This window comes from Marinomonas algae, assembly GCF_047525555.1.
Taxonomy (GTDB): domain Bacteria; phylum Pseudomonadota; class Gammaproteobacteria; order Pseudomonadales; family Marinomonadaceae; genus Marinomonas.
The window spans coordinates 1-22,236 of the sequence record NZ_JBLIXK010000015.1; the positions used below are offsets into that span (position 1 = coordinate 1).

The 22,236-nt window shown below is 43.4% G+C and carries 16 protein-coding genes and 4 tRNA genes; 12 read left to right on the top strand and 8 right to left on the bottom strand.

The features are described from left to right. Positions 1-139: 139 nt before the first annotated feature. Together ACMUMQ_RS15215 and rne are read right to left on the bottom strand one after the other, a co-directional pair. Positions 140-1,786 carry a SulP family inorganic anion transporter gene (locus tag ACMUMQ_RS15215; protein ID WP_414682766.1) on the bottom strand — a complete coding sequence of 549 codons (1,647 nt, stop codon included), beginning with the start codon at positions 1,784-1,786 and terminating at the stop codon, positions 140-142. 115 nt (positions 1,787-1,901) lie between these two features. Further along, positions 1,902-5,054: a ribonuclease E gene (gene rne, locus ACMUMQ_RS15220; RefSeq protein WP_414682767.1), complete on the bottom strand. Its 3,153-nt coding sequence runs from the start codon at positions 5,052-5,054 to the stop codon at positions 1,902-1,904. A gap of 476 nt (positions 5,055-5,530) precedes the next feature. Between rne and rluC the strand changes: the two genes are divergently transcribed. The 4 genes from rluC (at position 5,531) to ACMUMQ_RS15240 (ending at position 9,543) form a co-directional block, all read left to right on the top strand. Next, the gene (gene rluC / locus ACMUMQ_RS15225) at positions 5,531-6,499 is read left to right on the top strand and encodes a 23S rRNA pseudouridine(955/2504/2580) synthase RluC (RefSeq protein WP_414682768.1); all 969 of its coding nucleotides are present in this window, start codon (positions 5,531-5,533) and stop codon (positions 6,497-6,499) included. A 212-nt stretch (positions 6,500-6,711) separates the two neighbouring features. Continuing rightward, positions 6,712-8,178, top strand: coding sequence for an anion permease (locus ACMUMQ_RS15230; RefSeq protein WP_414682769.1), 1,467 nt, complete (start codon positions 6,712-6,714; stop codon positions 8,176-8,178). A gap of 109 nt (positions 8,179-8,287) precedes the next feature. Next, positions 8,288-8,749: a hypothetical protein gene (locus ACMUMQ_RS15235; protein ID WP_414682770.1), complete on the top strand. Its 462-nt coding sequence runs from the start codon at positions 8,288-8,290 to the stop codon at positions 8,747-8,749. Positions 8,750-8,793: 44 nt separating this feature from the next. Continuing rightward, complete coding sequence (locus tag ACMUMQ_RS15240; RefSeq protein WP_414682771.1) at positions 8,794-9,543, top strand: CLCA_X family protein; 750 nt, start codon at positions 8,794-8,796, stop codon at positions 9,541-9,543. Positions 9,544-9,641: 98 nt separating this feature from the next. On the opposite strand, the gene gcvP is transcribed toward ACMUMQ_RS15240, so the two are convergent. From gcvP to glyA, 3 genes are all read right to left on the bottom strand, one after another. Then, a complete protein-coding gene (gene gcvP / locus ACMUMQ_RS15245) occupies positions 9,642-12,506 on the bottom strand; it encodes an aminomethyl-transferring glycine dehydrogenase (protein ID WP_414682772.1) in 2,865 nt (954 codons plus the stop codon). An 82-nt stretch (positions 12,507-12,588) separates the two neighbouring features. Further along, positions 12,589-12,972 (bottom strand): glycine cleavage system protein GcvH, encoded by a 384-nt coding sequence (gcvH, locus tag ACMUMQ_RS15250; RefSeq protein ID WP_317004045.1) that lies wholly within the window; start codon positions 12,970-12,972, stop codon positions 12,589-12,591. A 58-nt stretch (positions 12,973-13,030) separates the two neighbouring features. Then, complete coding sequence (gene glyA, locus ACMUMQ_RS15255; RefSeq protein ID WP_414682773.1) at positions 13,031-14,308, bottom strand: serine hydroxymethyltransferase; 1,278 nt, start codon at positions 14,306-14,308, stop codon at positions 13,031-13,033. Positions 14,309-14,676: 368 nt separating this feature from the next. Between glyA and gcvT the strand changes: the two genes are divergently transcribed. From gcvT to ACMUMQ_RS15275, 4 genes are all read left to right on the top strand, one after another. Next, the gene (gene gcvT / locus ACMUMQ_RS15260) at positions 14,677-15,777 is read left to right on the top strand and encodes a glycine cleavage system aminomethyltransferase GcvT (protein WP_414682774.1); all 1,101 of its coding nucleotides are present in this window, start codon (positions 14,677-14,679) and stop codon (positions 15,775-15,777) included. Between the two features lie 140 nt (positions 15,778-15,917). Next, positions 15,918-16,457 (top strand): elongation factor P hydroxylase, encoded by a 540-nt coding sequence (locus ACMUMQ_RS15265; protein WP_414682775.1) that lies wholly within the window; start codon positions 15,918-15,920, stop codon positions 16,455-16,457. Next, complete coding sequence (locus ACMUMQ_RS15270; protein WP_414682776.1) at positions 16,438-17,574, top strand: 4-phosphoerythronate dehydrogenase; 1,137 nt, start codon at positions 16,438-16,440, stop codon at positions 17,572-17,574. The genes ACMUMQ_RS15265 and ACMUMQ_RS15270 overlap by 20 nt, the downstream gene beginning before the upstream one ends. Positions 17,575-17,595: 21 nt before the next feature. Then, entirely contained in the window at positions 17,596-18,318 is a 723-nt protein-coding gene (locus ACMUMQ_RS15275; protein WP_414682777.1) for a flagellar brake protein, read from the top strand. 80 nt (positions 18,319-18,398) lie between these two features. On the opposite strand, the gene htpX is transcribed toward ACMUMQ_RS15275, so the two are convergent. The 3 genes from htpX to ACMUMQ_RS15290 all read right to left on the bottom strand — a co-directional run bounded on the left by htpX (position 18,399) and on the right by ACMUMQ_RS15290 (position 21,548). Next, a complete protein-coding gene (gene htpX, locus ACMUMQ_RS15280; protein ID WP_414682778.1) occupies positions 18,399-19,277 on the bottom strand; it encodes a protease HtpX in 879 nt (292 codons plus the stop codon). A 344-nt stretch (positions 19,278-19,621) separates the two neighbouring features. Next, the gene (locus ACMUMQ_RS15285) at positions 19,622-20,842 is read right to left on the bottom strand and encodes a pyridoxal phosphate-dependent aminotransferase (protein WP_414682779.1); all 1,221 of its coding nucleotides are present in this window, start codon (positions 20,840-20,842) and stop codon (positions 19,622-19,624) included. A gap of 136 nt (positions 20,843-20,978) precedes the next feature. Next, on the bottom strand, positions 20,979-21,548 hold the full coding sequence (locus ACMUMQ_RS15290; protein ID WP_414682780.1) for a YajG family lipoprotein: 570 nt from the start codon (positions 21,546-21,548) through the stop codon (positions 20,979-20,981). A 131-nt stretch (positions 21,549-21,679) separates the two neighbouring features. Here ACMUMQ_RS15290 and ACMUMQ_RS15295 point away from each other — a divergent pair. From ACMUMQ_RS15295 to ACMUMQ_RS15310, 4 genes are all read left to right on the top strand, one after another. Beyond that, a tRNA-Glu gene (locus ACMUMQ_RS15295) sits at positions 21,680-21,755 on the top strand. Between the two features lie 76 nt (positions 21,756-21,831). Continuing rightward, positions 21,832-21,906 (top strand) — tRNA-Gly (locus ACMUMQ_RS15300). Positions 21,907-21,970: 64 nt separating this feature from the next. Next, positions 21,971-22,046: transfer RNA gene (locus ACMUMQ_RS15305), tRNA-Glu, on the top strand. 68 nt (positions 22,047-22,114) lie between these two features. Further along, a tRNA-Gly gene (locus ACMUMQ_RS15310) sits at positions 22,115-22,189 on the top strand. The last annotated feature ends 47 nt before the right edge of the window (positions 22,190-22,236 follow it).

A 22,236-nucleotide genomic window follows, 5' to 3' on the forward strand; every position in this document is an offset into this window, starting at 1 on the left:
AGTCGGTAGAAAGTTATAATAAGAGTCGGCCACATATGGCCTTAAAATACAAAACGCCCGATGAGGTTCATCGAGCGTTTTAGAACCTGAATAAGTGTCAACCTATATCAGGACTAGTCACAGTGTTTTTAGGGGGTTATTAAGAAAGGTTATTAACGGCAAGCAGTAGAGCTGAGTGTCTAGAATCACAAAAAGCATTATGTGGTAGACGTTTTGATACGCCTAATTTTTCTAAGCGTTCTGTGGTTTGTCCGTTAGGGCTGAAGATATAAACAGCACAGTTGGCTTCTACTGCATCTTTAATGGCATTTTCCAATGCTAAGCTGATGGTGAGGTCCATCATAGGAACCGCACTTAGGTCTAATACCACAGCTTTATAATTGTGGATTCTATTATGATGTTTAGCGATTGCTTTACTTGCCCCAAAGATCATTGGGCCAGAGAGATAAAATAGCAAAACACGACCATCGGCTTGATCCAGTAATTCCCTTTCTTCTTCTGTGAGCAAAATGTCATCATCAGCATCGCTAATGGCTTTGACGTTACCAGATTGAAGGCGACTTAATTTCTCAATAGTCATGATGTTGGCAATAAAGACGCCAATACCCACAGCAACCATAAGGTCAACGAACACGGTTAATGCCATCACACCATACATGATGATAGTAGGGGAGAGAGCCACCTTATGGGCGCGTTTTAAGAAGCTCCAGTCAAGAATGTTAAGACCAACATAAAGTGCAATGCCTGCCAAAACAGCCATTGGAATTGGGCTGATTAATTGAGAAGCCCCAAGTACGACAAGCAATAATATAAACGCACGTGTGATGGCGGCAAGAGGAGATTTACCTCCTGTTTGGATATTCACAACCGTACCCATTGTTGCCCCGGCTCCAGGTAGACCACCTAAAAAGCCTGATGTTAAGTTTGCTATTCCTTGGCCAATCAATTCACGATTAGAATCGTGCTCTTTACGAGTCAGGCTGTCTGCTATGACGGCAGTTAATAGAGTATCGATACAGCCTAGTGTTCCTAGAACCAAGCCATCAATGATCATTTCAACTAGGACGGAAGCTTCAAAATGCGGCCATTGAATAGAAGGTAAGCCGGATGGGATCAAACCAATTCGTCGAACATCATCGTTATCAAATAAAATAATTGAAACGAGCGTAATGGCTACTAAGGCAACCAGTTGTGGGGGAACATAACGACGCCACTTTTTAGGTAGATAAAACAATACACCAAGAGTTAATAGACCTAGGAATAACTCTGAAAAATGCAGGTTTAAAATTAAGCTTGGTAGTGCGCTTATTGTTCCCATGACACCACCTGCTGGAGAAGGGTGCCCTAAGAAAGGCGCTAACTGCAATACGATGAGAATAACGCCAATCCCAGACATAAAGCCTGAAATTACACTGTAGGGCATTAAAGTGATGTATTTTCCGAGTTTCAAATAACCAAGTGTTATTTGAAATAATCCTGCAATCATGACAACCGTAAAAGCCATTGCCAGCCCGCCTTCTGGGCTGTTGGCGATCATGCTGGTTAGCACGGCTGTCATAATGACTGTCATCGGGCCGGTTGGTTCCGAGATTAAGCTAGTTGAGCCACCAAAAACAGCAGCAAAGAAACCAACCAGAATGGCACCCCATAATCCGGCTTCTGCACCTGCACCTGACGCTACACCAAAAGCAAGAGCAAGCGGGAGGGAAACGATGGCTGTTGTGGCACCGCCAAACAAATCACCAACTAGGTTCCAATCTTTAAATCGAGAAAAATCAATAACCATTAGGTTTTACCTGTGCATTCTGTATGTTCATATGAATACATTGAAGTATCTATTTTCAGTTGCTAAAGAGCCCGCATGGGCGGGCTCTTTACTCAGTCTAAGTAGATAAAGAAAATTATTCTACATTAGAGCCTGAGGTAGTTTCTGCACCGTTATCTTCGCGGGCTAATCTTGGGTCGTTTTTCACTCGACCAGTATTAGCACGTCGACGAGAGGTGTTTGCCTTACGCTTTTCTTCTTGCTCTAAGCGTAGCTTTTCTTGCTGTGCAAGAATGGCTGCTGGTAGTTCAACAGGTGCTTTCACTTCAGCTGTAGGTGTTGCTGCTGGTTTTCCGCGACCACGACGAGGTGTGCGAACAGGCTTCTTAGTTTCAGAAGCTGTAACAGTGTTTTCTACAGGAGCAGGAGCGCTGTCAGTCGTTTCGGCTGGCTCACTTGCTGCATTTTTTACAGAAGCTTCTTCAGTTACTTCAACGACAGGCGTTTCAGTTTTTGGTGCTTCTGTTCCTACTGTTTCGACAACAGGTGCTTCTTCCTTGATAGCTTCTACTTTAGGCTCTTCAGCTTTTTGAGCTTCAATTACTGGGGCTTCTTCTTTAGTAACCTCTACCTTAGCCTCTTCCGCTTTTGAGGCTTCAGGCGCTGGTGTTTCTTCCTTGGTAGTTTCTGCTTTTGGCTCTTCTACTTTTGGAGTTTCGATCACAGCAGCTGCAGCTTCTTTAGGTTCTTCAGTTTCTGTTGTCTTTTCGTTGTGCTGCTGAGTGGCTTCCACTTTACTCATTTGAGCTTTAACCGACATTTTAGGTTTAGTCGCTTTGGCTTGAGGCTTAGCTTCTGGCTCAGGTGCGGATTCTTCAACCGTTTTTTCTGATGCAACAGTTTCTTCTACTTTAGCTTCTAAAGCCGGAGTAGATTCTGATTTTGGCGTTACGTTATCCGCTTCTTTCTCAACTTTCTCGTTTGTATTCTCAGTTGTTTCCTGAGTGTTTACTTCGTCTTTTTGTGGACGACGAGAACGACGAGAGCGGCGAGAGCGACGTTGTGGCTCATCAGTGCTTTCATTGTTTTCTGTTAATGTGTTTTTAGCAGCTTCAATTAGAGCCGCATCTTCTTGCTCTTGTAGTTTTGCTGCTTCTAAAGCTTCATCTTTTAACTTGCCACTGCGACGACGGTTATCGTTGCGGTCGCGTTTGCGTTCTTTTACTTCAGGAACGTCTTTCGCCTTAGGTTGCTGACGAGGAGTCTTAACCGCTGCTTCTTGCTTTTCAACTTTTGAATCTAAGTTGTCTTGCTTATTGTTGCGGTTATTTCGACGGTTGTTTCCTTTCGTGCCAGCTTCTGCCTGTTCTCTGCGAGATTGGCGAGTAGAGCGGTTTTGGCTCTTTTCTGTCGCGTTATTGTCACGATCAGAGTTTTGGTGCTTCACGTTACGCTTATTGCGGTTACTACGATTGCCGGTAGTTTTACTTGCTGTGCGATCGTTTTGTGATGAAGACGTTTTCGTGTTTGCTTTTGGCGAGCTTGTTTTGCTCTTCTGTTTAGGTGATTGCTTACTAGAAGCATCCCCGAACAAAGCTGTCAAAATACGAGTGAAAAGACCTGGCTTTTTCGCTTTAGGAGCACTGCTTTGTGTCGCTGCAGGTGTTTCTGTATGCGCTGGAGCCGGCAACTTCGGTGCAATACTTGTTACTGCTGCTTGTGGGCGAACATTTTCACTTGTTTGACGAGGCTCATACGGTGGCTGTTCTGGTGTTTCAACCAATGTGTAGCTGTTCTCATTCTGAGAGACAACTGTACTGTCATCACGAATACGCTCTACTTCAAAGTGCGGTGTTTCCATGTGCGGATTCGGCACAAGAATGATATGCACGTGATTGCGTTTTTCGATCTTCGCGATGTTAGTACGTTTCTCGTTTAGCAAGAAAGTAGCAACAGAAACAGGCAATACGGCGCGGATTTGAGCTGTGCGCTCTTTTGCACACTCTTCCTCGATTAGACGTAAAACAGAAAGGGCAAGGGATTCAACATCACGAATGAAACCTTGACCGTTACAGCGTGGACAAACGATACCGCTGGTTTCACCAAGAGAAGGGCGCAAGCGTTGGCGAGACATTTCAAGCAAGCCAAAGCGAGAAATACGGCCAATCTGAACGCGTGCGCGGTCAGCTTCAAGCGCGTTCTTCATGCGGTTTTCAACTTCTTTTTGGTTACGCACTGGCGTCATATCGATAAAGTCGATAACTACCAAGCCACCAATATCTCGTAGACGCAATTGGCGAGCAATTTCGTCTGCAGCTTCTAAGTTGGTTTGTAGTGCTGTTTCTTCAATGTCTCCGCCTTTGGTTGCGCGAGCGGAGTTGATGTCGATAGAAACCAAGGCTTCGGTTGGGTCAATAACGATTGAGCCACCAGAAGGTAGGCGTACTTCACGTTGGAAAGCTGTTTCAATCTGAGTTTCGATCTGGAAACGGTTAAACAAAGGCGTGGAGTCTGTGTACATTTTAATGCGCGACTTAAAGTGCGGCATAACTTGCATAACAAAGTTAATGGCATCTTGATAAGCGTCTTTTTCATCAATCAGTACTTCACCAATGTCTTCGCGCAAGTAATCACGAATAGCACGGATAACAATGTTACTTTCTTGATAAATCAAAAATGGTGCAGGCTTTTCTGAAGCCGCTTTGGTGATGGAGTTCCAAAGTGTATCAAGGTAATCCAAATCCCATTGTAGTTCTTCAGTAGAGCGGCCAACGCCAGCCGTACGAACAATCAAACCACCGTTTTCTGGTGTATTAAGGCCGGACATTGCTTCTTTTAGATGGGATCTGTCATCACCATCGATGCGGCGAGAAATACCACCAGCACGAGGATTATTTGGCATCAAAACTAGGTAACGACCGGCTAGGCTAACAAAAGTCGTTAGTGCAGCGCCTTTGTTGCCACGCTCTTCTTTATCCACTTGTACGATAACTTCTTGACCTTCGCTTAACACATCTTTGATGTTAACTCGGCCTTCGTGATTGGATTTTTTAGAGAAGTAAGTTTTGGAGATTTCTTTAAGAGGAAGGAAGCCATGACGTTCTGCGCCAAAATCAACAAATGCAGCTTCAAGACTCGGTTCAATACGAGTAATTCGGCCTTTATAAATGTTCGATTTCTTTTGTTCACGAGAACCGGATTCGATATCTAGATCGTATAGACGTTGACCGTCTACAAGGGCGACGCGCAACTCTTCTTGTTGAGTTGCATTTATTAACATTCTAATCATTGTATGTGTGAGCTCTGTTAGCGCTGATACGAAAAGAGTCACTGCAGCGATAGGTAACCATTAATCAATCTGACTCAGCTTTAGAGCAAGTCATTCAGTCTTTTCTGGCAAGAGGAGTACGCGATTCGTTTATTTTTTTGGATTAAACGCTTTGTGCGGTTCGCTGCCTTGATGAATACTAAATAGTCTCTTTTAACCGGTCTCGTTTCTTTGCTTTTATGAAACAACGCGAACGCGCGGTCGAGCAATATAATGAGAATTCCTTCCACTGAAGCGGATTTTTCCGAATCATGCGGTTTATTATTTAAGATTAACTGTTACAGAGGTAAGATAGGGGCCAAAGTGTCGCTTCGGCAGTGTTCATTCAATTCTTGCATCTTATCTTCGAGGTGTTTTGTTGCCTCTTACCCTTTGCGAATGTGAATATAACAGTAAAAACTAAGTGCTTCAATTATAAAGGAAACCAATCTTTGATTATGTCGGACTCAGAACAGAATTTAGCAGAGCGTCCCGCAGTTCGCTACGTCACAATTGACGATAATAATGAGGGCCAACGAATTGATAATTTTTTGGTGACCTTTTTGAAAGGTGTACCGAAAGGGAAAATCTACAACTTGCTTAGAAAAGGCGAAATTCGTGTTAACAAAAAGCGAACTAAGCCAGATTACCGTCTTCAAAATGAAGATATAGTTCGTATCGCGCCGATTGTGATTGCGCCAGAATCAGAAAAGCCTGTTTTGTCGGAACGACTAAAAAGCGAAATTGAGTCACGAATTGTTTATGAAGACAAAGGGTTAATTGTCGTTAATAAACCATCGGGCTTGGCTGTTCATGGTGGTAGTGGTTTGAGTTTTGGGTTAGTTGAAGTCATTCGACAAATGCGACCTTTAGAAAAGTTCGTTGAGCTTGTTCATCGACTGGACCGTGATACGTCTGGTCTTATCATGATTGCAAAAAAGCGAGCGGTATTGAAAGAGCTGCATACTGCTTTGCGAGAAAAAGAAGGCGTGCAAAAAACATATCTCGCTTTGGTGTATGGCAGCTGGCCAAAACGTAAACTTCAGGTGAATGCGCCACTATTAAAAAACGAACTAAAATCTGGCGAGCGTATTGTGAAAGTTCACACTGATGGCAAAGAGAGTCTGACTCGATTTAAATTAGTTCGTCAGTTTGAAGGCTACAGCTTAGTTGAGTGTGAACCTGTGACAGGTCGAACTCATCAAATTCGAGTTCATACATTGCATGCAGGTTATCCAATCGTTGGTGATGACAAGTATTCACCAGCAGAGTCATTAAAAGAAACAAAGGCGCTTGGTTTTAAGCGTTTGTGTCTACATGCTACGCGATTAGACATTATGTTGAATGGCGAACGCATGTTGTTTGAAGCACCGCTTGATAAAGAGTGGCAAGACTTGATGAATAACAAGCTTGTTTCAGCTTTCTAAAAAACATATCCGCTAGACCTATCTATAAATCAATCAAGAAGACTTGCTCAATGCAGGTCTTTTTTTGTGCAACTCAACCCCTTTGGTTTTCCATGATATAGGTCATCACTGATTAAAAAATGGAAGAGTAACATGGTAGTCAGGCTATTTAAGGCGCATTTTCTCGTGCTTTAAATAAGTAAGAGAATCGTTTAATGACTAGGATGATTAAAATGAAAGTCTCTGATGTTCGTGCTGTTCCTGGGTTTATTTCTGTTGCTACTATTTTACTTATTTGGTTTGTTGTTCCTGTACCTGATGGTGTGACCGAAAATGCTTGGCATTTATTGGCTTTGTTTGTTGGAACCGTGGTCGCCATTATTGGCAAGGCCATGCCGATTGGCGCTATTGCTGTTCTCGCTATTACGCTTGTTGCATTCACTGGCGTAACCAATGACAACCCGTCTGGAGCGATTAAAGATGCTTTAAGTGGTTTTTCCAATTCTCTTATCTGGTTGATAGGTATTGCCATCATTATCTCCAGAGGTTTAGTCAAAACAGGCTTAGGGAATCGGATTGGCTATTACTTCATTACCTTATTTGGTAAGAAAACCATTGGGATTGGTTATGCGTTGGCTTTATCAGAGTTAGTCATTGCACCAGTGACACCGAGTAATACGGCGCGCGGCGGCGGCATTATTCACCCCATTATGAAATCCATTGCCACAAGCTTTGGTTCTTCTCCTGATAATGGAACATCTCGAAAAATTGGACATTATCTCGCGTTGGTTAGTTACCACATTAACCCAATTACGTCCGCTATGTTTATTACTGCAACGGCACCAAATCCTTTGGTGGTTAAACTTATTGCCGATGCCACAGGCGCAAACATAAGTATCACTTGGGGAACATGGGCGCTGGCCGCTTTATTACCTGGTTTGGTTTGTATTGCTTTGGTGCCTTTGGTTGTGTATGCGATTTATCCACCGGAAATTAAAAGTACACCAGATGCAAAAGATTACGCCTCATCTAAACTGGCCGAAATGGGACCTATGTCTTATGGCGAAAAAGTCATGGTTGGTGTGTTTTCCTTATTGTTGATTCTCTGGGCTGGCGTGCCTGCTATGTTATTTGGTTCTGATTACGCGGTGAACACAACCGCTGTGGCGTTTTTGGGATTGTCTATTTTACTCATAACAGGCGTTTTGAGTTGGGAAGATGTGCTCAAGGAAAAATCCGCTTGGGACACAGTCATTTGGTTCTCTGCTTTGGTAATGATGGCGACTTTTTTAAATACGCTTGGGTTGGTTGGTTGGTTTTCTTCTGTTGTAGAAAGCAATATTGCGCATTTTGGTTTTGATTGGGGTGTGTCTGTGGTGATTCTAGTAGCCGTGTATTTCTACGCACATTACTTCTTTGCCAGTACGACAGCTCATATTACTGCTATGTTTGCAGCTTTCTATGCCGCAGGTTTGGCGCTTGGTGCGCCGCCTCTATATTTAGGGTTGTTGTTAGCCGGTGCCTCTTCTCTCATGATGTCTCTTACTCATTACGCCACAGGAACGTCACCAATTGTATTTGGTTCAGGTTATGTGTCCATGGAAAACTGGTGGGCAATGGGCTTTGTCATGAGTGTTGTTAACTTACTCGTTTGGGGTGTTGTTGGTGGGCTTTGGTGGAAAGTTTTGGGTTATTGGTAAATCCCTAAAGATGAGATTTAAATGTGCATTTTATCACTCATTGTTGCTCTGACTTTTAGAATGGTTTTAACTAGACCATACAAAAAGCGAATGAATTAAGACAAGATTTATGAAAAAAGTACTCCTAAGAAAACTGCAATCTTTGACCGCTATTTTAGTGTTGAACACATTGCCTGCTGGAGTTATTCAAGCCAGTGTTAGCTATGAATCCGAAGTAGCTCCAGCAAGGGTGTTATCAGATGATCGCAGAAACACCTTAAAACAAGACCTTCAAGAAGACCCATTAAAGCGTTTGTATTTTGAAAATACACTGACTTATGTTCAAAAACATCAGGATAAGTCCTTGAGCCATCAGCATCAGTTAGCTTTAACTCTTATTGAAGAAGCTTACCAAGATGATTTGGACACCTTGCTAGATCATTATGAATCCGAGTTGGAATCGGCTGTTTCGGCTAACGATGAATCTCGTATCCATAGCGCCAAGAATTGGGCAGAACAAGAAATAGCCGTGCTGAAAGAAATTCGAGGTGCTAAAATTGCGGAATTTAACCAACAATTCAGCGTCTCTTGAGTTTTAAGTAAAGGCTGAAACGGTTATTCACTCCGAGACTTTGCATGTTATCTGATTCACCCAATTTTAGTTTCGTTACGATTCGCCGCCAGTTTGATTTTCGTGGTATCGAGATGGGCCGTTGGGTGACGCCTGAAGAAAGAGATCGAGCGGCGGTCAATTTCCACCAAGCTTTGCACGACTTGATGGACGCTTTACAAGGTCCTGAACATCTTATTTCTCTACGAGGAACACTTGGGCTTCAGTTTGGAAAAGGCGGACAGCGAGGTGTAGCGGCTCACTATATGCCAGCGACTCGACAACTGGCCTTGGCTAAAAATGCTGGAGCAGGGAGCTTGGCCCATGAATGGTTCCACGCTTTCGATCATTACATGGGCGATAAAATGTTTCACTTCGCTTCATCATCCAGTTTTGCGTCTAATAATTGGTTGCAAGAACCTGATGCAAGCAATATCAAATCTCACCCGCTAAACACGCTTTTGGGTGGCTGCTTTAAAAGCATCTTACTCAGCTCAGATGGAAACGACACCAGCGAGCTTTTTCAAGCTTCTAAACGCATCGACGAAAAACACAATATCTTCTACTACTCCAAACCAGAAGAAATGTGCGCCCGCGCGTTTGAAGCCTTTGTAGAAGACGCCAAACCAGCGAGTCGATTTCTCGTCAAAGGCAGCAAATACTCAGAAGAAGCCAAAGCTGGACTTTATCCGCAAGGGCGGCAACGTGAAGCTATTAACCAAGCTTTTAGCAACTATTTTTACCTACTTGGTGGAGCGCTCAACCGAGAAATATAGTGAGTCATCAAGCTTCCTTGCTAAAACATCAAAAAAGCATTGGAGCTAGCATAAAAAACGAGCCATTTGGCTCGTTTTTAGTTTCAGCTTATAAAGCTTTAGTCTTCATAACTGTCTATCGGTGGGCATTCGCAGAACAAGTTACGGTCGCCGTAGACGTTGTCGATGCGTCCTACTGGTGGCCAGTATTTGCGTGCTTTAATCCAAGGTAGTGGGTAAGCGGCGTCTTTACGAGAGTAGCCATGTTCCCAATCGATATCTAAAAGGCTATCCGCTGTGTGCGGTGCGTTTACTAATGGGTTGTCTTCTAGTGTCCATTCACCTGATTGAACCTTGCTGATTTCGTTGCGAATTTGAATCATGGCATCGCAGAAACGATCCAATTCTTCTAAGTTCTCAGATTCTGTTGGTTCTATCATCAAGGTACCCGCAACAGGGAATGACATGGTTGGCGCATGGAAACCGAAATCCATTAGACGCTTAGCGATGTCTTCTTCACTGATGCCTGACTCGGCTTTCAATGGGCGAATGTCGATAATACATTCGTGGGCCACTGTGTCGTTTTTGCCTGTGTAAAGCACTGGGTAATGTTCGCCAAGGCGTTTAGCAATGTAGTTGGCGTTCAAAATGGCGTTGTAGGTTGCATCACGCAGACCTTTGTCGCCCATCATTTTGATGTACATCCAGGTGATCACAAGAATGCTTGCGCTACCGTAAGGCGCGGCGGAAACGGCGCCATGTTGTTCTTCCATTCCCATAACAGGTGTAACCGCATGACCTGGTAAGAAAGGCGCAAGATGAGATTTAACACCAATTGGGCCCATGCCAGGACCACCGCCACCATGAGGAATACAGAATGTTTTATGTAAGTTAAGGTGAGAAACGTCACCACCAAATGCGCCTGGAGGCGCAACGCCTACCAGTGCGTTTAAGTTGGCACCATCGATGTAAACTTGTCCGCCAAATTTGTGAACGATGTCACACACTTCGCGAATATGTTCTTCAAATACACCGTGCGTTGAAGGGTAGGTTGCCATGATGCAGCTAAGTTGCTCTGCGTGTTTTTCTGCTTTTTCAGACAGATCAACCAAATCAATGTTGCCATCTTCATCGCATTTCACGATAACGACTTTCATGCCCGCTAGTGCGGCAGACGCTGGGTTTGTTCCGTGAGCAGAGCTAGGGATCAAACAGATATTTCGCTCATTGTCGCCGCGAGATTTGTGGTATTTATCAATCGCGATTAGGCCTGCGTATTCACCTTGTGCGCCTGAGTTTGGCTGCAGTGAGATGGTGTCATAGCCAGTTGCTTTCGCCAGCATGTCGATCAATTCTTGTAGCAGAGCATGATAACCGCTTACTTGGTTATTTGGTGCAAATGGGTGAATGCGACCAAATTCCGCCCAAGTGACAGGAATCATTTCTGATGCTGCGTTTAGCTTCATTGTACAAGAGCCAAGTGGAATCATGCTTTGGTTTAATGCGATGTCTTTTACTTCTAATTGGTGCATGTAGCGCATCAATTCTGTTTCGCTGTGATGACTGTTGAAAACAGGGTGCGTCAAAATGTCGTCTTGGCGAAGTAGAGAAATGTCAAAGCCATAAGAAGCATTAGAGCCAATCACGTCTTCTAGTGTCAGTGTTGCACCAAAGCATTCTGCTAAATCGATTAGATCGTTTGGTGTAATGGTTTCATTCAAAGAGACAGAAATTTGCGCATCAGACACTTTATAGAAGTTCATCAACTTGGTTTCGCCTTTGGCGATAATGCTGTCTGTTTGGCTTCCTGTGTTAACAATAACTGTATCGAAGTAACTAGCGTTAGTTGTTAGGCCTTGTTTCTGAACGGCTTTAGCAAAACAATCTGTTAGAGCGGCAACGCGGCTTGCGATTTTTTTCAGGCCAGCTGGACCATGATAAACCACATAGAATCCCGCCATCATGGCCAGTAAGGCTTGAGCGGTACAAATGTTCGATGTGGCTTTTTCACGACGAATATGTTGTTCGCGTGTTTGCATCGCCATACGTAATGCTGGTTTGCCGTGGCTGTCTTTAGATACGCCGATCACTCGACCTGGCATAGAGCGTTTGAATGCGTCTTTTGTTGCTAGGAAAGCGGCGTGTGGGCCACCGAATCCCATTGGAACGCCAAAGCGTTGCGCGCTACCGAAAACAATGTCTGCGCCCATGTCACCTGGTGACTTAAGTAGAACCAATGACAATAGATCAACAGCAATACTAACCAACGCGCCTTGTTCGTGAGCGTCAGCAATTACAGAAGATAAATCCGTTACTGCACCATCAATACCTGGGTATTGGAAAATAGCACCGAATACATCGTGGTTAGCAAAGTTGGCGATGTCATCCACAATCACATCAATGTTGAGTAATTCTGCTCGTGTTTTAATGACATCGATTGTTTGTGGTAAGCAATGATCTGCGACAAACAGGGAATCGCTCTTTTTACGATTCGAGCGTTTCATTAGTGTCATGGCTTCTGCTGCCGCAGTAGCTTCGTCCAACAAAGATGCGTTGGAGATTTCCATGCCAGTAAGATCAATAACAACCTGTTGGAAGTTCAATAGTGCTTCCAATCGGCCTTGAGAAATTTCTGGTTGGTAAGGTGTGTAAGCCGTGTACCAGCCTGGGTTTTCTAATAGGTTTCTTAAAATAGGGGAAGGAACGTGCGTATCGTGGTAGCCCATACCGATAAATGAACGTGCAACCTTGTTTTTTTCAGCAATGGCTTTCAGCTGAATAAGAGCATCGCTTTCGCTAACGGGTTCTGCAGATAAATCTAGATTTGCTTGACGAATGGCTTGAGGGACAGTCTTGTCTATTAATTCAGAAAGAGAACTGCGTCCAATGGTTGCGAGTATTTTTTCTTGCTCTGCAGCGTCTGGGCCAATGTGTCTAGCCATAAATTCGTCGTTGTTTAACAAATCGCGGATGCACGAAGTCATAGTTTTACCTATTTAAGAAGCTATATAAAAAAACGGGGGAGATATGCTCTTTTACGAAAGGGTAAAAGAGCATACAGAGATACTATTCGATTGAGTCGGCGTAGCCTGTTGCATCAAGCAATTTGTCAAGATCAGCGCTATCGCTCAACTTAACTTTGGCAATCCATGCGCCTTCAAAAGGAGATTCGTTGATTAGCTCTGGGGCATCATCAAGCGCTTCATTTACTTCAATAATTTCACCATTTACTGGTGCGTAAATGTCAGAAGCGGCTTTAACTGATTCAACAAGAGAAAATTGCTCTTTTGCTGTTACTTCTGCGCCAACTTCTGGCAGCTCAACATAAACTACGTCGCCAAGTAAGTCTTGTGCATGATCAGTGATACCAATCGTTACTGTGCCGTCACCGTTGTCTAATACCCACTCATGAGAGTCAGCGTATTTTAGATTTTCTGGGATAGTGCTCATTAGATTTCTGCCTCTTATAAAAAAATAGCCAAGAGAGAAAGCTCTTGGCTATATGATTTTAGCGGTAAAGTGGGAAGCGTGCGCAAAGCTCTTTTACTTCTGCAAGTACACGAGCTTCAACTTCTGGGTTGCCTTCTGGCATAGCAACCAAACCATCTAGAACATCACTGATTAGATGACCAACTTTCTCGAACTCTTCAACACCAAAGCCGCGAGAGGTTGCTGCAGGTGTACCGATACGAATACCAGATGTGATCATTGGTTTTTCAGTATCAAACGGAATGCCGTTTTTGTTACAAGTGATACCAGCACGTTCTAGTGCTTTATCCACTACGTTACCTTTCAAACCTTTTGGACGTAGGTCAACCAACATTAAGTGGTTGTCTGTTCCGCCAGTAACGATGTCGCAGCCACGTTCGATCATGACAGCTGCCAAAGCTTTTGCATTGGCAACAACTTGATCAATGTACACTTTAAACTCAGGCTTAAGCGCTTCACCGAAAGCCACTGCTTTACCAGCGATAACGTGCATCAATGGGCCACCTTGGTAACCAGGGAAAACCGCTGAGTTGATTTTCTTACCAAGATCTAGATCGTTGGAAAGAATCATACCGCCACGAGGGCCGCGCAATGTTTTGTGTGTCGTTGTCGTAACAATGTGTGCGTATGGTAGTGGAGATGGGTGCGCACCAGTGGCAACAAGACCAGCGATGTGAGCCATATCAACAAAAAGGTAAGCGCCAACTTTGTCAGCGATTTCGCGGAAACGTTTGAAATCGATAACACGAGGAATAGCAGAACCACCAGCGATGATCATTTTTGGCTTGCACTCTAGTGCTTGCGCTTCAATGGCATCGTAATCGATTAATAGTGTTTCTGGGTTTACTTGGTATTGTACAGCGTTGAACCATTTACCCGACTGTGCTGGTGGCGCACCGTGAGTTAGGTGACCGCCGGCGTCTAAAGACATACCAAGGATAGTATCACCTGGCTGAAGCAGTGCAAGCATAACGGCACCGTTTGCTTGAGCGCCAGAGTGTGGTTGAACGTTTGCGAATTCACAGTTAAAAAGCTGCTTAGCACGGTCGATAGCAAGCTGCTCTGTTACATCAACTGCTTCACAACCACCGTAGTAACGACGGTTTGGGTAGCCTTCAGCGTACTTATTAGTAAGTACAGAACCTTGCGCTTCTAAAACCGCTTTAGAGGTAATGTTTTCAGATGCGATTAATTCAATGCCAGTTTCTTGACGTTCTTGCTCTTCAACAATTGTCGCGAAAAGTTCTGGATCTCGTTCAGCTAGGGTTTGGCTGAAAAAGGCTTCGGTGTTGGCCATGGAAAATTCCTCTTAAATAAACATGTATGCCCAAAAGACAATGAGTCGTGCATATAATAACACTATGGCAGTCTAAGGTGATGAAAAAAGATCATCTTTCCACGAGCGTCAGTCATTGTCCGGTTTACGTCATTTTGAGGCTATCATAATAAAAAAGTTTCCAATTGGAAACAGCGCTTAGCATCGAATTGCTAAGTTTTTTATTGGAAATACTTAACCGTTCGATCAGGTTTTGCCTGTATTTAGCCGTATTTTTATTGTTTTCTCTACTAAACTGGGCTCGAATACTTGTCATGTTGGTTTGTTTTTAGATACTCTGTTTCCAATCGGAAACAAACACTATCAATATTCAATTTAAGGTTTTTTCTATGAAACGTACTGCCTTGTATGATCAGCACCTTGATTCTGGTGCAAGAATGGTTGAATTCGCTGGTTATGAAATGCCTGTTCAATATCCTTTGGGTGTAATGAAAGAGCATTTATGGGTTCGTGAAAATGCAGGCCTATTTGACGTGTCTCACATGGGGCAGGTTATTTTAAAGGGTGAAAACGTTAAAACTGCACTTGAGCAGATTCTGCCTGTTGATGTTTTAGATTTGCCTGTTGGTGTGCAACGCTACGGTATGTTCACAACAGCGGAAGGCGGCATTACCGATGACCTTATGTTTGCTAACTGGGGTGATGATGTCTTTATGGTGGTGAACGCTGCTTGTAAAGAACAAGACATTGCCTATTTGAAATCGTCTTTAGGTGAGTGTGATGTTGAAGTGATTGAAGACAGAGCTTTGTTGGCAATTCAGGGGCCAAAAGCTCGTGATGTTTTTGCTCGACTCGTTCCTGATGCTGCCACAATGACATTTATGCAAAGTCTTAAGTTTGATTGGCAAGGTGTTGAAATTTGGGTGAGCTGTTCTGGCTACACAGGCGAAGATGGTTATGAAGTATCTGTGCCTAATGATAAAGCAGAAGACTTTGCTAAGGCTTTGCTTGCTTTTGAAGAAGTAGAGTGGATTGGCCTTGGTGCTCGTGACTCATTAAGACTTGAAGCGGGCTTGTGTTTGTATGGCCACGACATTGATACTAATACAACGCCGATCGAAGCGTCGCTTAATTGGGCAATTCAAAAAGTTCGCCGTTTAGATGGTGAGCGTGCAGGTGGTTTTCCTGGTGCCGATGTTATTTTGCCGCAATTTGCTGGCAAGCCTAAGAAAAAGCGTGTCGGTTATTTGGTGGAAGGCCGAGCGCCTGTTCGTGAAGGTGTCGAAATTATCGATTCAGAAGGCGAAGTGCAGGGCGTTGTGACAAGCGGCGGATTCTCACCAACCTTGTCTCAACCGATAGTCATGGCTTATGTGTCTACTGAAATTCTAGGCGATGAGAAACCTTTGTTTGCCAGTGTTCGTGGCAAAAGCATTCCTTTGAAGCAAGTGTCTATGCCTTTTGTCCCATCAAGATACTTCCGCGGCTAACACTCTTTTGTTTTCTAGGTGTGGGAAGTTTGCGGCTTCTCACATTTAAAGCTGAATCATAAAAATACGTTATGTAAGTTTTCTTTACATAGCGTATTTTTATTTCTTATGTGATAATTATTTCCTTTTGGAGTCTTTCATTGGCAAGTGCAAAACAGCTTGTGGAGGCTTTTGACGCCTATTTCCTTTCAAGTTTTAATACCTGTCTTGTTGGTGGGGCGGATGAGCCACTTTATGTTCCAGCGAAATCCAATGCTCCCGCTGTTATTTATTTTCGCAGTGATTATGTTTCCAGTGCTTTACATGAAATAAGTCATTGGTGTATCGCCGGTCACGAGAGAAGGCAGTTAGAGGATTACGGATATTGGTATAATCCAGATACCCGAGATCTCTTCTCTCAAAAAGAGTTTGAAAGTGTAGAAGTGAAACCTCAGGCCATTGAGTGTATTTTTCATTGGGTTTTAGGGCTGCGTTTTAGAGTTAGTGTTGATAATTTGTCTTTGCCAGATTATGACGCACAGCATTTTGAGTGTGCTGTTATGGCGCAGGTCGAGCGTTATTTGATTTCTGGTCTACCACAACGAGCTCGCTCATTTTCAATGTACTTATTGTCTCAGCGTTGTCCTGATGCGATTTTTGATGAGTTTTTAAAACAACAATATGAAGATTATTGTAGATGAAAACATGCCTAATGCTGCGCTTTTATTCTCGCGCTTAGGAAATGTTGAACTGGTTAATGGTCGTACATTAACTCGTGAACAAGTGAAAGATGTTGATGTATTGTTAGTTCGATCTGTTACCAAGGTCACTAAAGATCTGTTAGAAGGCAGTCGAGTTCGGTTTGTCGGGAGTGCCACCATTGGTGTTGACCATATCGACTTGGATTATTTGCAAGAAGCAGGGATTGCCTTTAGTAATGCTCCAGGGTGTAATGCGGAAGCTGTTGCGGATTATGTTTTTAGTGGTTTAAGTTATTTGCATTTGTCGAAGAAGCTTAATTGGCTGGGTAAGAAAATCGGTGTCATTGGTTATGGTAATGTAGGCAAAAAAGTCTACAGTCGATTCGCCGCCATGGGATGCCAAGTATGCGTTTATGATCCATTTAAAGAAGAGACAAATAGCGATATTAACTTTACTTCTTTAGAAGGTGTATTGGCTTGTGATGTTATTTCTTTGCACGCACCGCTCACAAAAAGTGGTTCTCATCCAACTCAAGGTATGTTGGGTGAAGCAGAGCTAAATGCTCTCAATGCAGGTGTAACCATTATTTCTGCGGGGCGAGGCGGTGTCATTGATGAATCCGCTTTATTCAAGCTTCACGAGCGTTTGGATGGCGATTTAAATCTAATACTAGATGTATGGCAAGATGAGCCCAATATTAATCAAGAGCTTGTGTCTCTTGTTGATATTGCGACACCACATATTGCTGGCTACAGTAAGCAAGGCCGTGAGAAAGGCTCTTGGATGGTGTATAAAGCGTTATGCAAACATTTAGGTATCGCAGCTGATATCGATGAGAACGACGCTATTAGTTCGGGGTGGTGTGCTTCTCTTGAGGTAGCCACAGGTCGTACAGATGAAGAAGTATTGGCTCGCAGTATGCATGCTATATATGATGTAGCGAGAGACGACGCAAGATTACGCTTTAAATATCGAGAAGCGCAAGAAAAAAACGTATTTGATTGGTTGCGAAAGTGTTATGTAGAAAGAGACGAGTTCAATACTTGTTCTGTCAAACATGACAACAATGATGTACTCAGCCTTTTGGGCTCAGCCGGTTTTGTGATTAACGATTAATAAAGAATTTAAGGTAGGTGCATGGCTGGAGTAATGCAGGTTGATCTAGGTGAACTAGAGGTACCAATAGGGACAAATGTACAAATAGAGTTCATATCACCACCTGGGCGCTATACGGTAAAAGTTCTTGGCAATATCCCTGGAAACTCATTGATATTGTCTTGCCCTAGAATTAATGGCAAAAACATTCTCGTCCGAGAGAGTCAGATAGTTAATATCAGGCTAATGTTAAGTACCCATGTTTGTGCTTTTGCCAGTAAAATCGCAAAAAGTTATCTTGAGCCTGCTGCTCATATTCATGTTGCTTACCCAAGCTATGTTGAAACTTCGGAAGTTCGTCAGACGGCAAGGGTTGAAACGCGCCTTATCTCTAACGTAGAACCCAATAAGACGAAAACCTCCATAAAAGAAGCATCATCTGCCATTCTTGTTGATTTAAGCCTTGGTGGGGCGAAATTAGTTTCTAAAGAAGATTTTGGTGCGGTTAACCAGACTATGAGTTTGGCGTGCAATATGAAGGTTGGTCCTTACAGTCATATATTGAAGGTTGAGTGTGAAATACGCTCTCAAGAAATACAGATGCTTGAGCAAGTTCAGGCAAGTATGGTTGATAATGATTTCTTGGCGCGCATGGGAGTGGAGTATTTTTATGTGTATGGCATTCGTTTCTTAGATGTAGGGAAAGAAGCTGGCATTCCACTAACGGCCTATATTTTGGAAACTATCCGAAATAAAACTAAGTAGTTCTAGTCGTTCACAACCCCTTTAAATAAAAAACGCCAATATCACAGATATTGGCGTTTTTGTTTTTCATAACGAATCTATTACAAAGCTTGTAGTGCTTTGATTCGATCTTCAATTGGTGGGTGGCTAGAAAATAGCTCACCTAGTGTTGGTGCTTTGCCTCGGCGGATGCCAAAAGCTAGCATTGAGTCTGGCATGTGCGTTTGCTCATGCTCTTGTTGTAGGCGCGCTAAGGCTGCAATCATTGCGCCTTTGCCTGCCAGTCTTGCTCCGGCTTCATCGGCTCTAAATTCGCGGTAACGAGAAAACCACATGACAATCATAGAGGCAAGAATGCCGAAAATGACCTCGAAAACAAATGTAGCAATGTAATAGCCCCAGCCTACAGAGCCTTCGTTGTCGTCTTTGCGTAGGAATTGATCGACCGCATAAGCTGCTATGCGAGCAAAAAACATAACGAAAGTGTTTACCACGCCTTGAATCAAAGACAAGGTAATCATGTCGCCGTTTGCTACGTGACCAATTTCGTGACCAAGAACGGCTTTAATCTCGTCTGGTGAGAAACGGTCCATCATGCCGCTAGAAACCGCCACAAGCGCTGCGTTTTTATTCCAGCCTGTCGCAAAAGCATTTGCGTCGTGGGAAGGAAAAATGGCGACCTCAGGCATCTTAATGTTCGCTTTGTCTGAAAGCTCTTTCACTGTATCAAGTAGCCAAACCTCTTTATGGTTTCGTGGTTGTTCGATAACCACAGCACCAGAGCCTTTTTTGGCCATGAACTTAGAAAGAAGAAGAGAAACAAAGCTTCCAGCAAAACCAAATACACCGCAAAAAATCAATAAAGATGTAAAGTCTAGACCGTTGCTGGTCATATAACCGTTAACACCTAAAAGGCTTAATACAATGCCTGCCACCACCATGATGGCTAAGTTTGTCAGTAAAAACAGAATGATGCGCATAGCTATGCTCCTTAATAAACTGTTAAGGAGCATAGTAGGGCTTTATTGGATTATTTCAAGAGGTGAGGGTGCTAGGGAAGGTGCGAACGAGTCCACTGGCTTCAGCGTGTGGATAAACCTTTATTATTCGAGGCAAGCTTCGCAGTCCAATATGAGCATATTGGCAAGAGGCTTAACAAAGAATAAAAAGTGTTTAGCCCACGCCCTTCGGGTCTTTCAGAGAAGCGGCCTCTCTGCGTTAAGAGTAATTGAAAGGTATTAACATTCCTGCTCACTCTTGCCTTGATAGACCGTTTCTCTGATAAGACTGAAGTTCAGAAGACTTATTCGAACCTTCCCTAGGTTTAACGCTTCCTTAATCGGCCTAAAAATGCATCAAAGCGCTCCATAGCAGGAGCCAGTTCTTCTATATGAGGCAAGAAGACAAATCGTACGTGATCAGGTGTCGGCCAGTTAAATCCTGTGCCTTGTACAATAAGAACTTTTTCTTCCTGTAAGAATTGCAGTACCAGATCCATGTCGTTTTGTATTTGATAGACTTTTGGGTCTAGTCGAGGGAACAGATAGAGAGCGCCTTCTGGTTTGTGACAGTGGACGCCAGGAATGGCATCTAGAGCTTCCCACGCTACTTTGCGTTGTTCATAGAAGCGGCCGCCAGGAACGATAAGCTCATTAATGCTTTGATAACCACCAAGAGCGGTTTGTACGGCATGTTGAGCCGGAACGTTCGCGCAAAGTCGCATTGAGCTTAGAATATCTAAGCCTTCGATATAATCTTGGATGCCGCTGCGATCGCCCGTGATGGTCATCCAGCCAGAACGAAAACCAGCCGTCCGATACACTTTTGATAAGCCGCCAAATGTTACACAAGGTGCTCGGCCTTCGGTGAGTGTGGCTGTTGGAATATGCTGTGCGCCGTCGTAAAGTATTTTGTCGTATATTTCATCAGAGAAGATTAGTAGGTTGTGCTCTTCTGCCAAATTAACAATAGATTCTAAAACTTCTTTTTCATAAACCGCGCCAGTAGGGTTGTTCGGGTTGATAATGACAATGGCTTTGGTTTTGTTGGAGATCTTTGCGCGAATGTCGTTGATATCTGGCTGCCAGCCTGCGCCTTCATCGCATAGGTAATGTCTTACATAGCCGCCAGACAAAGTTGCGGCAGCAGTCCATAATGGATAGTCAGGAGCGGGGATGAGGATTTCGTCACCATCATTAAGTAAACCTTGCATCGCCATCACAATCAATTCACTGACGCCATTGCCCATCCACACATGATTTACATCGACAGATTTGATTCCCAGTGCTTGGTATTTTTGCATGACCGCTTTTCTGGCTGAGAATAACCCTTTTGAATCGCAGTAACCTTGTGATGTTGGTAGGTTGCGAATGACATCTACAAGTATTTCATCAGGAGCTTCAAAACCAAATGGCGCTGGGTTGCCAATGTTGAGCTTTAAAATACGTTGGCCTTCATCTTCCATTCGCATGGCTTCTTTTAAAACAGGCCCGCGGATTTCGTAACAAATGTTGGCAAGTTTGTTTGATTTAAGAATTTGCACCATTTAATCCTTATTAAATTTGAGCAGAAGAAGTCGTGTTCAACTGAGTCTAAGTGTGTTGGAAGTGACTGTTTAAGTTGTAAGTTACAATAATGCCTCTTCACGTCCAATACATGAAGAGGCATTTTAGGTGTGAAGCTTATTTTAGTAAGGTGATGATGTTCGGATCACTTAGAAGGCGGTTAACGGTTTGGCTAGCAAGGTCATTCATATCGTCTTCTATTGCTTGTTGATATGGCATGGTGCCGTATTCTCTAACTTTTTGAGAGCCATAGTTTGCTTTATAAGTTTGACCTTTGGCTGCTAGAGTTGTTTTTAGCTCAAAATCTAAAGTAGCAATGGTTTTTAACGCTTCTACTTTTGTGGTGTAGCTCATCTTTGTAATTTCGATTTGCAAATCAGCTGCAGGCATTACACCTTGATCTGGAGTGAAGCCCAAATCACGTAAACCTTTAAGGACACTTTCTTTTACGCTTGCGGCAACATCATTGTTCGCATATATGTCTGCACGTTCATTAAGACCTGTTTTTATAGTGCCCACTGTTGTGGTTAGTTTTGTGCTGGTGGACACGTTGATCACTCGATCGTTGGAGAGGGTGTTTGTACTTATTTCTGGTTGTGGGCTAATGCTTATGTAATGTGTTGTGGAGCACCCAGCTAATAAAAGAGCAGAAAGAGATAAGGTTAAAAAAAGTTGTTTGTTTAGCATACAAGCTCCAATCCAATTGATTTTAAAAGCGACTTTTCTTCTAAGTTGCTTAAATTAATAAAAAAAACTATTGATTTTATGATGAGTAACAGTAATATACGCACCCGCTCACACAGCAAGATTGTTACGTTGTCCCATTCGTCTAGAGGCCTAGGACACCGCCCTTTCACGGCGGTAACAGGGGTTCGAACCCCCTATGGGACGCCATCCTTTCATACGGTTGGTTGTTAGTTTACCTAGTTTTCTCTGAATGAGAAGGTTTTGTGTGAGAAGTATTATTGTTGCGGGAATAGCTCAGTGGTAGAGCACAACCTTGCCAAGGTTGGGGTCGCGAGTTCGAGCCTCGTTTCCCGCTCCATTTTATTGTTTGTGTTGATAAAGCAATAAATACTTTGTTTACAGTTATGTCAAAACTGATTTGCGTCCCATTCGTCTAGAGGTCTAGGACACCGCCCTTTCACGGCGGTAACAGGGGTTCGAACCCCCTATGGGACGCCACTAATTTTGATGTTCTTTTTTGATAAAAGAGCAATATGTTACCTGAATAGAGTAGGGCAGCATGCAATGCGGGAATAGCTCAGTGGTAGAGCACAACCTTGCCAAGGTTGGGGTCGCGAGTTCGAGCCTCGTTTCCCGCTCCATTTTATTGTTTGTGTTGATAAAGCAATAAATACTTTGTTTACAGTTA

What these genes read in the sequence shown, in the direction of transcription:
- ACMUMQ_RS15215 (WP_414682766.1), bottom strand. Translation starts at nt 1,786, where the DNA reads ATGGTTATTGATTTTTCTCGATTTAAAGATTGGAACCTAGTTGGTGAT.
- rne (WP_414682767.1), bottom strand. Translation starts at nt 5,054, where the DNA reads ATGATTAGAATGTTAATAAATGCAACTCAACAAGAAGAGTTGCGCGTC.
- rluC (WP_414682768.1), top strand. Translation starts at nt 5,531, where the DNA reads ATGTCGGACTCAGAACAGAATTTAGCAGAGCGTCCCGCAGTTCGCTAC.
- ACMUMQ_RS15230 (WP_414682769.1), top strand. Translation starts at nt 6,712, where the DNA reads ATGAAAGTCTCTGATGTTCGTGCTGTTCCTGGGTTTATTTCTGTTGCT.
- ACMUMQ_RS15235 (WP_414682770.1), top strand. Translation starts at nt 8,288, where the DNA reads ATGAAAAAAGTACTCCTAAGAAAACTGCAATCTTTGACCGCTATTTTA.
- ACMUMQ_RS15240 (WP_414682771.1), top strand. Translation starts at nt 8,794, where the DNA reads ATGTTATCTGATTCACCCAATTTTAGTTTCGTTACGATTCGCCGCCAG.
- gcvP (WP_414682772.1), bottom strand. Translation starts at nt 12,506, where the DNA reads ATGACTTCGTGCATCCGCGATTTGTTAAACAACGACGAATTTATGGCT.
- gcvH (WP_317004045.1), bottom strand. Translation starts at nt 12,972, where the DNA reads ATGAGCACTATCCCAGAAAATCTAAAATACGCTGACTCTCATGAGTGG.
- glyA (WP_414682773.1), bottom strand. Translation starts at nt 14,308, where the DNA reads ATGGCCAACACCGAAGCCTTTTTCAGCCAAACCCTAGCTGAACGAGAT.
- gcvT (WP_414682774.1), top strand. Translation starts at nt 14,677, where the DNA reads ATGAAACGTACTGCCTTGTATGATCAGCACCTTGATTCTGGTGCAAGA.
- ACMUMQ_RS15270 (WP_414682776.1), top strand. Translation starts at nt 16,438, where the DNA reads ATGAAGATTATTGTAGATGAAAACATGCCTAATGCTGCGCTTTTATTC.
- ACMUMQ_RS15275 (WP_414682777.1), top strand. Translation starts at nt 17,596, where the DNA reads ATGGCTGGAGTAATGCAGGTTGATCTAGGTGAACTAGAGGTACCAATA.
- htpX (WP_414682778.1), bottom strand. Translation starts at nt 19,277, where the DNA reads ATGCGCATCATTCTGTTTTTACTGACAAACTTAGCCATCATGGTGGTG.
- ACMUMQ_RS15285 (WP_414682779.1), bottom strand. Translation starts at nt 20,842, where the DNA reads ATGGTGCAAATTCTTAAATCAAACAAACTTGCCAACATTTGTTACGAA.
- ACMUMQ_RS15290 (WP_414682780.1), bottom strand. Translation starts at nt 21,548, where the DNA reads ATGCTAAACAAACAACTTTTTTTAACCTTATCTCTTTCTGCTCTTTTA.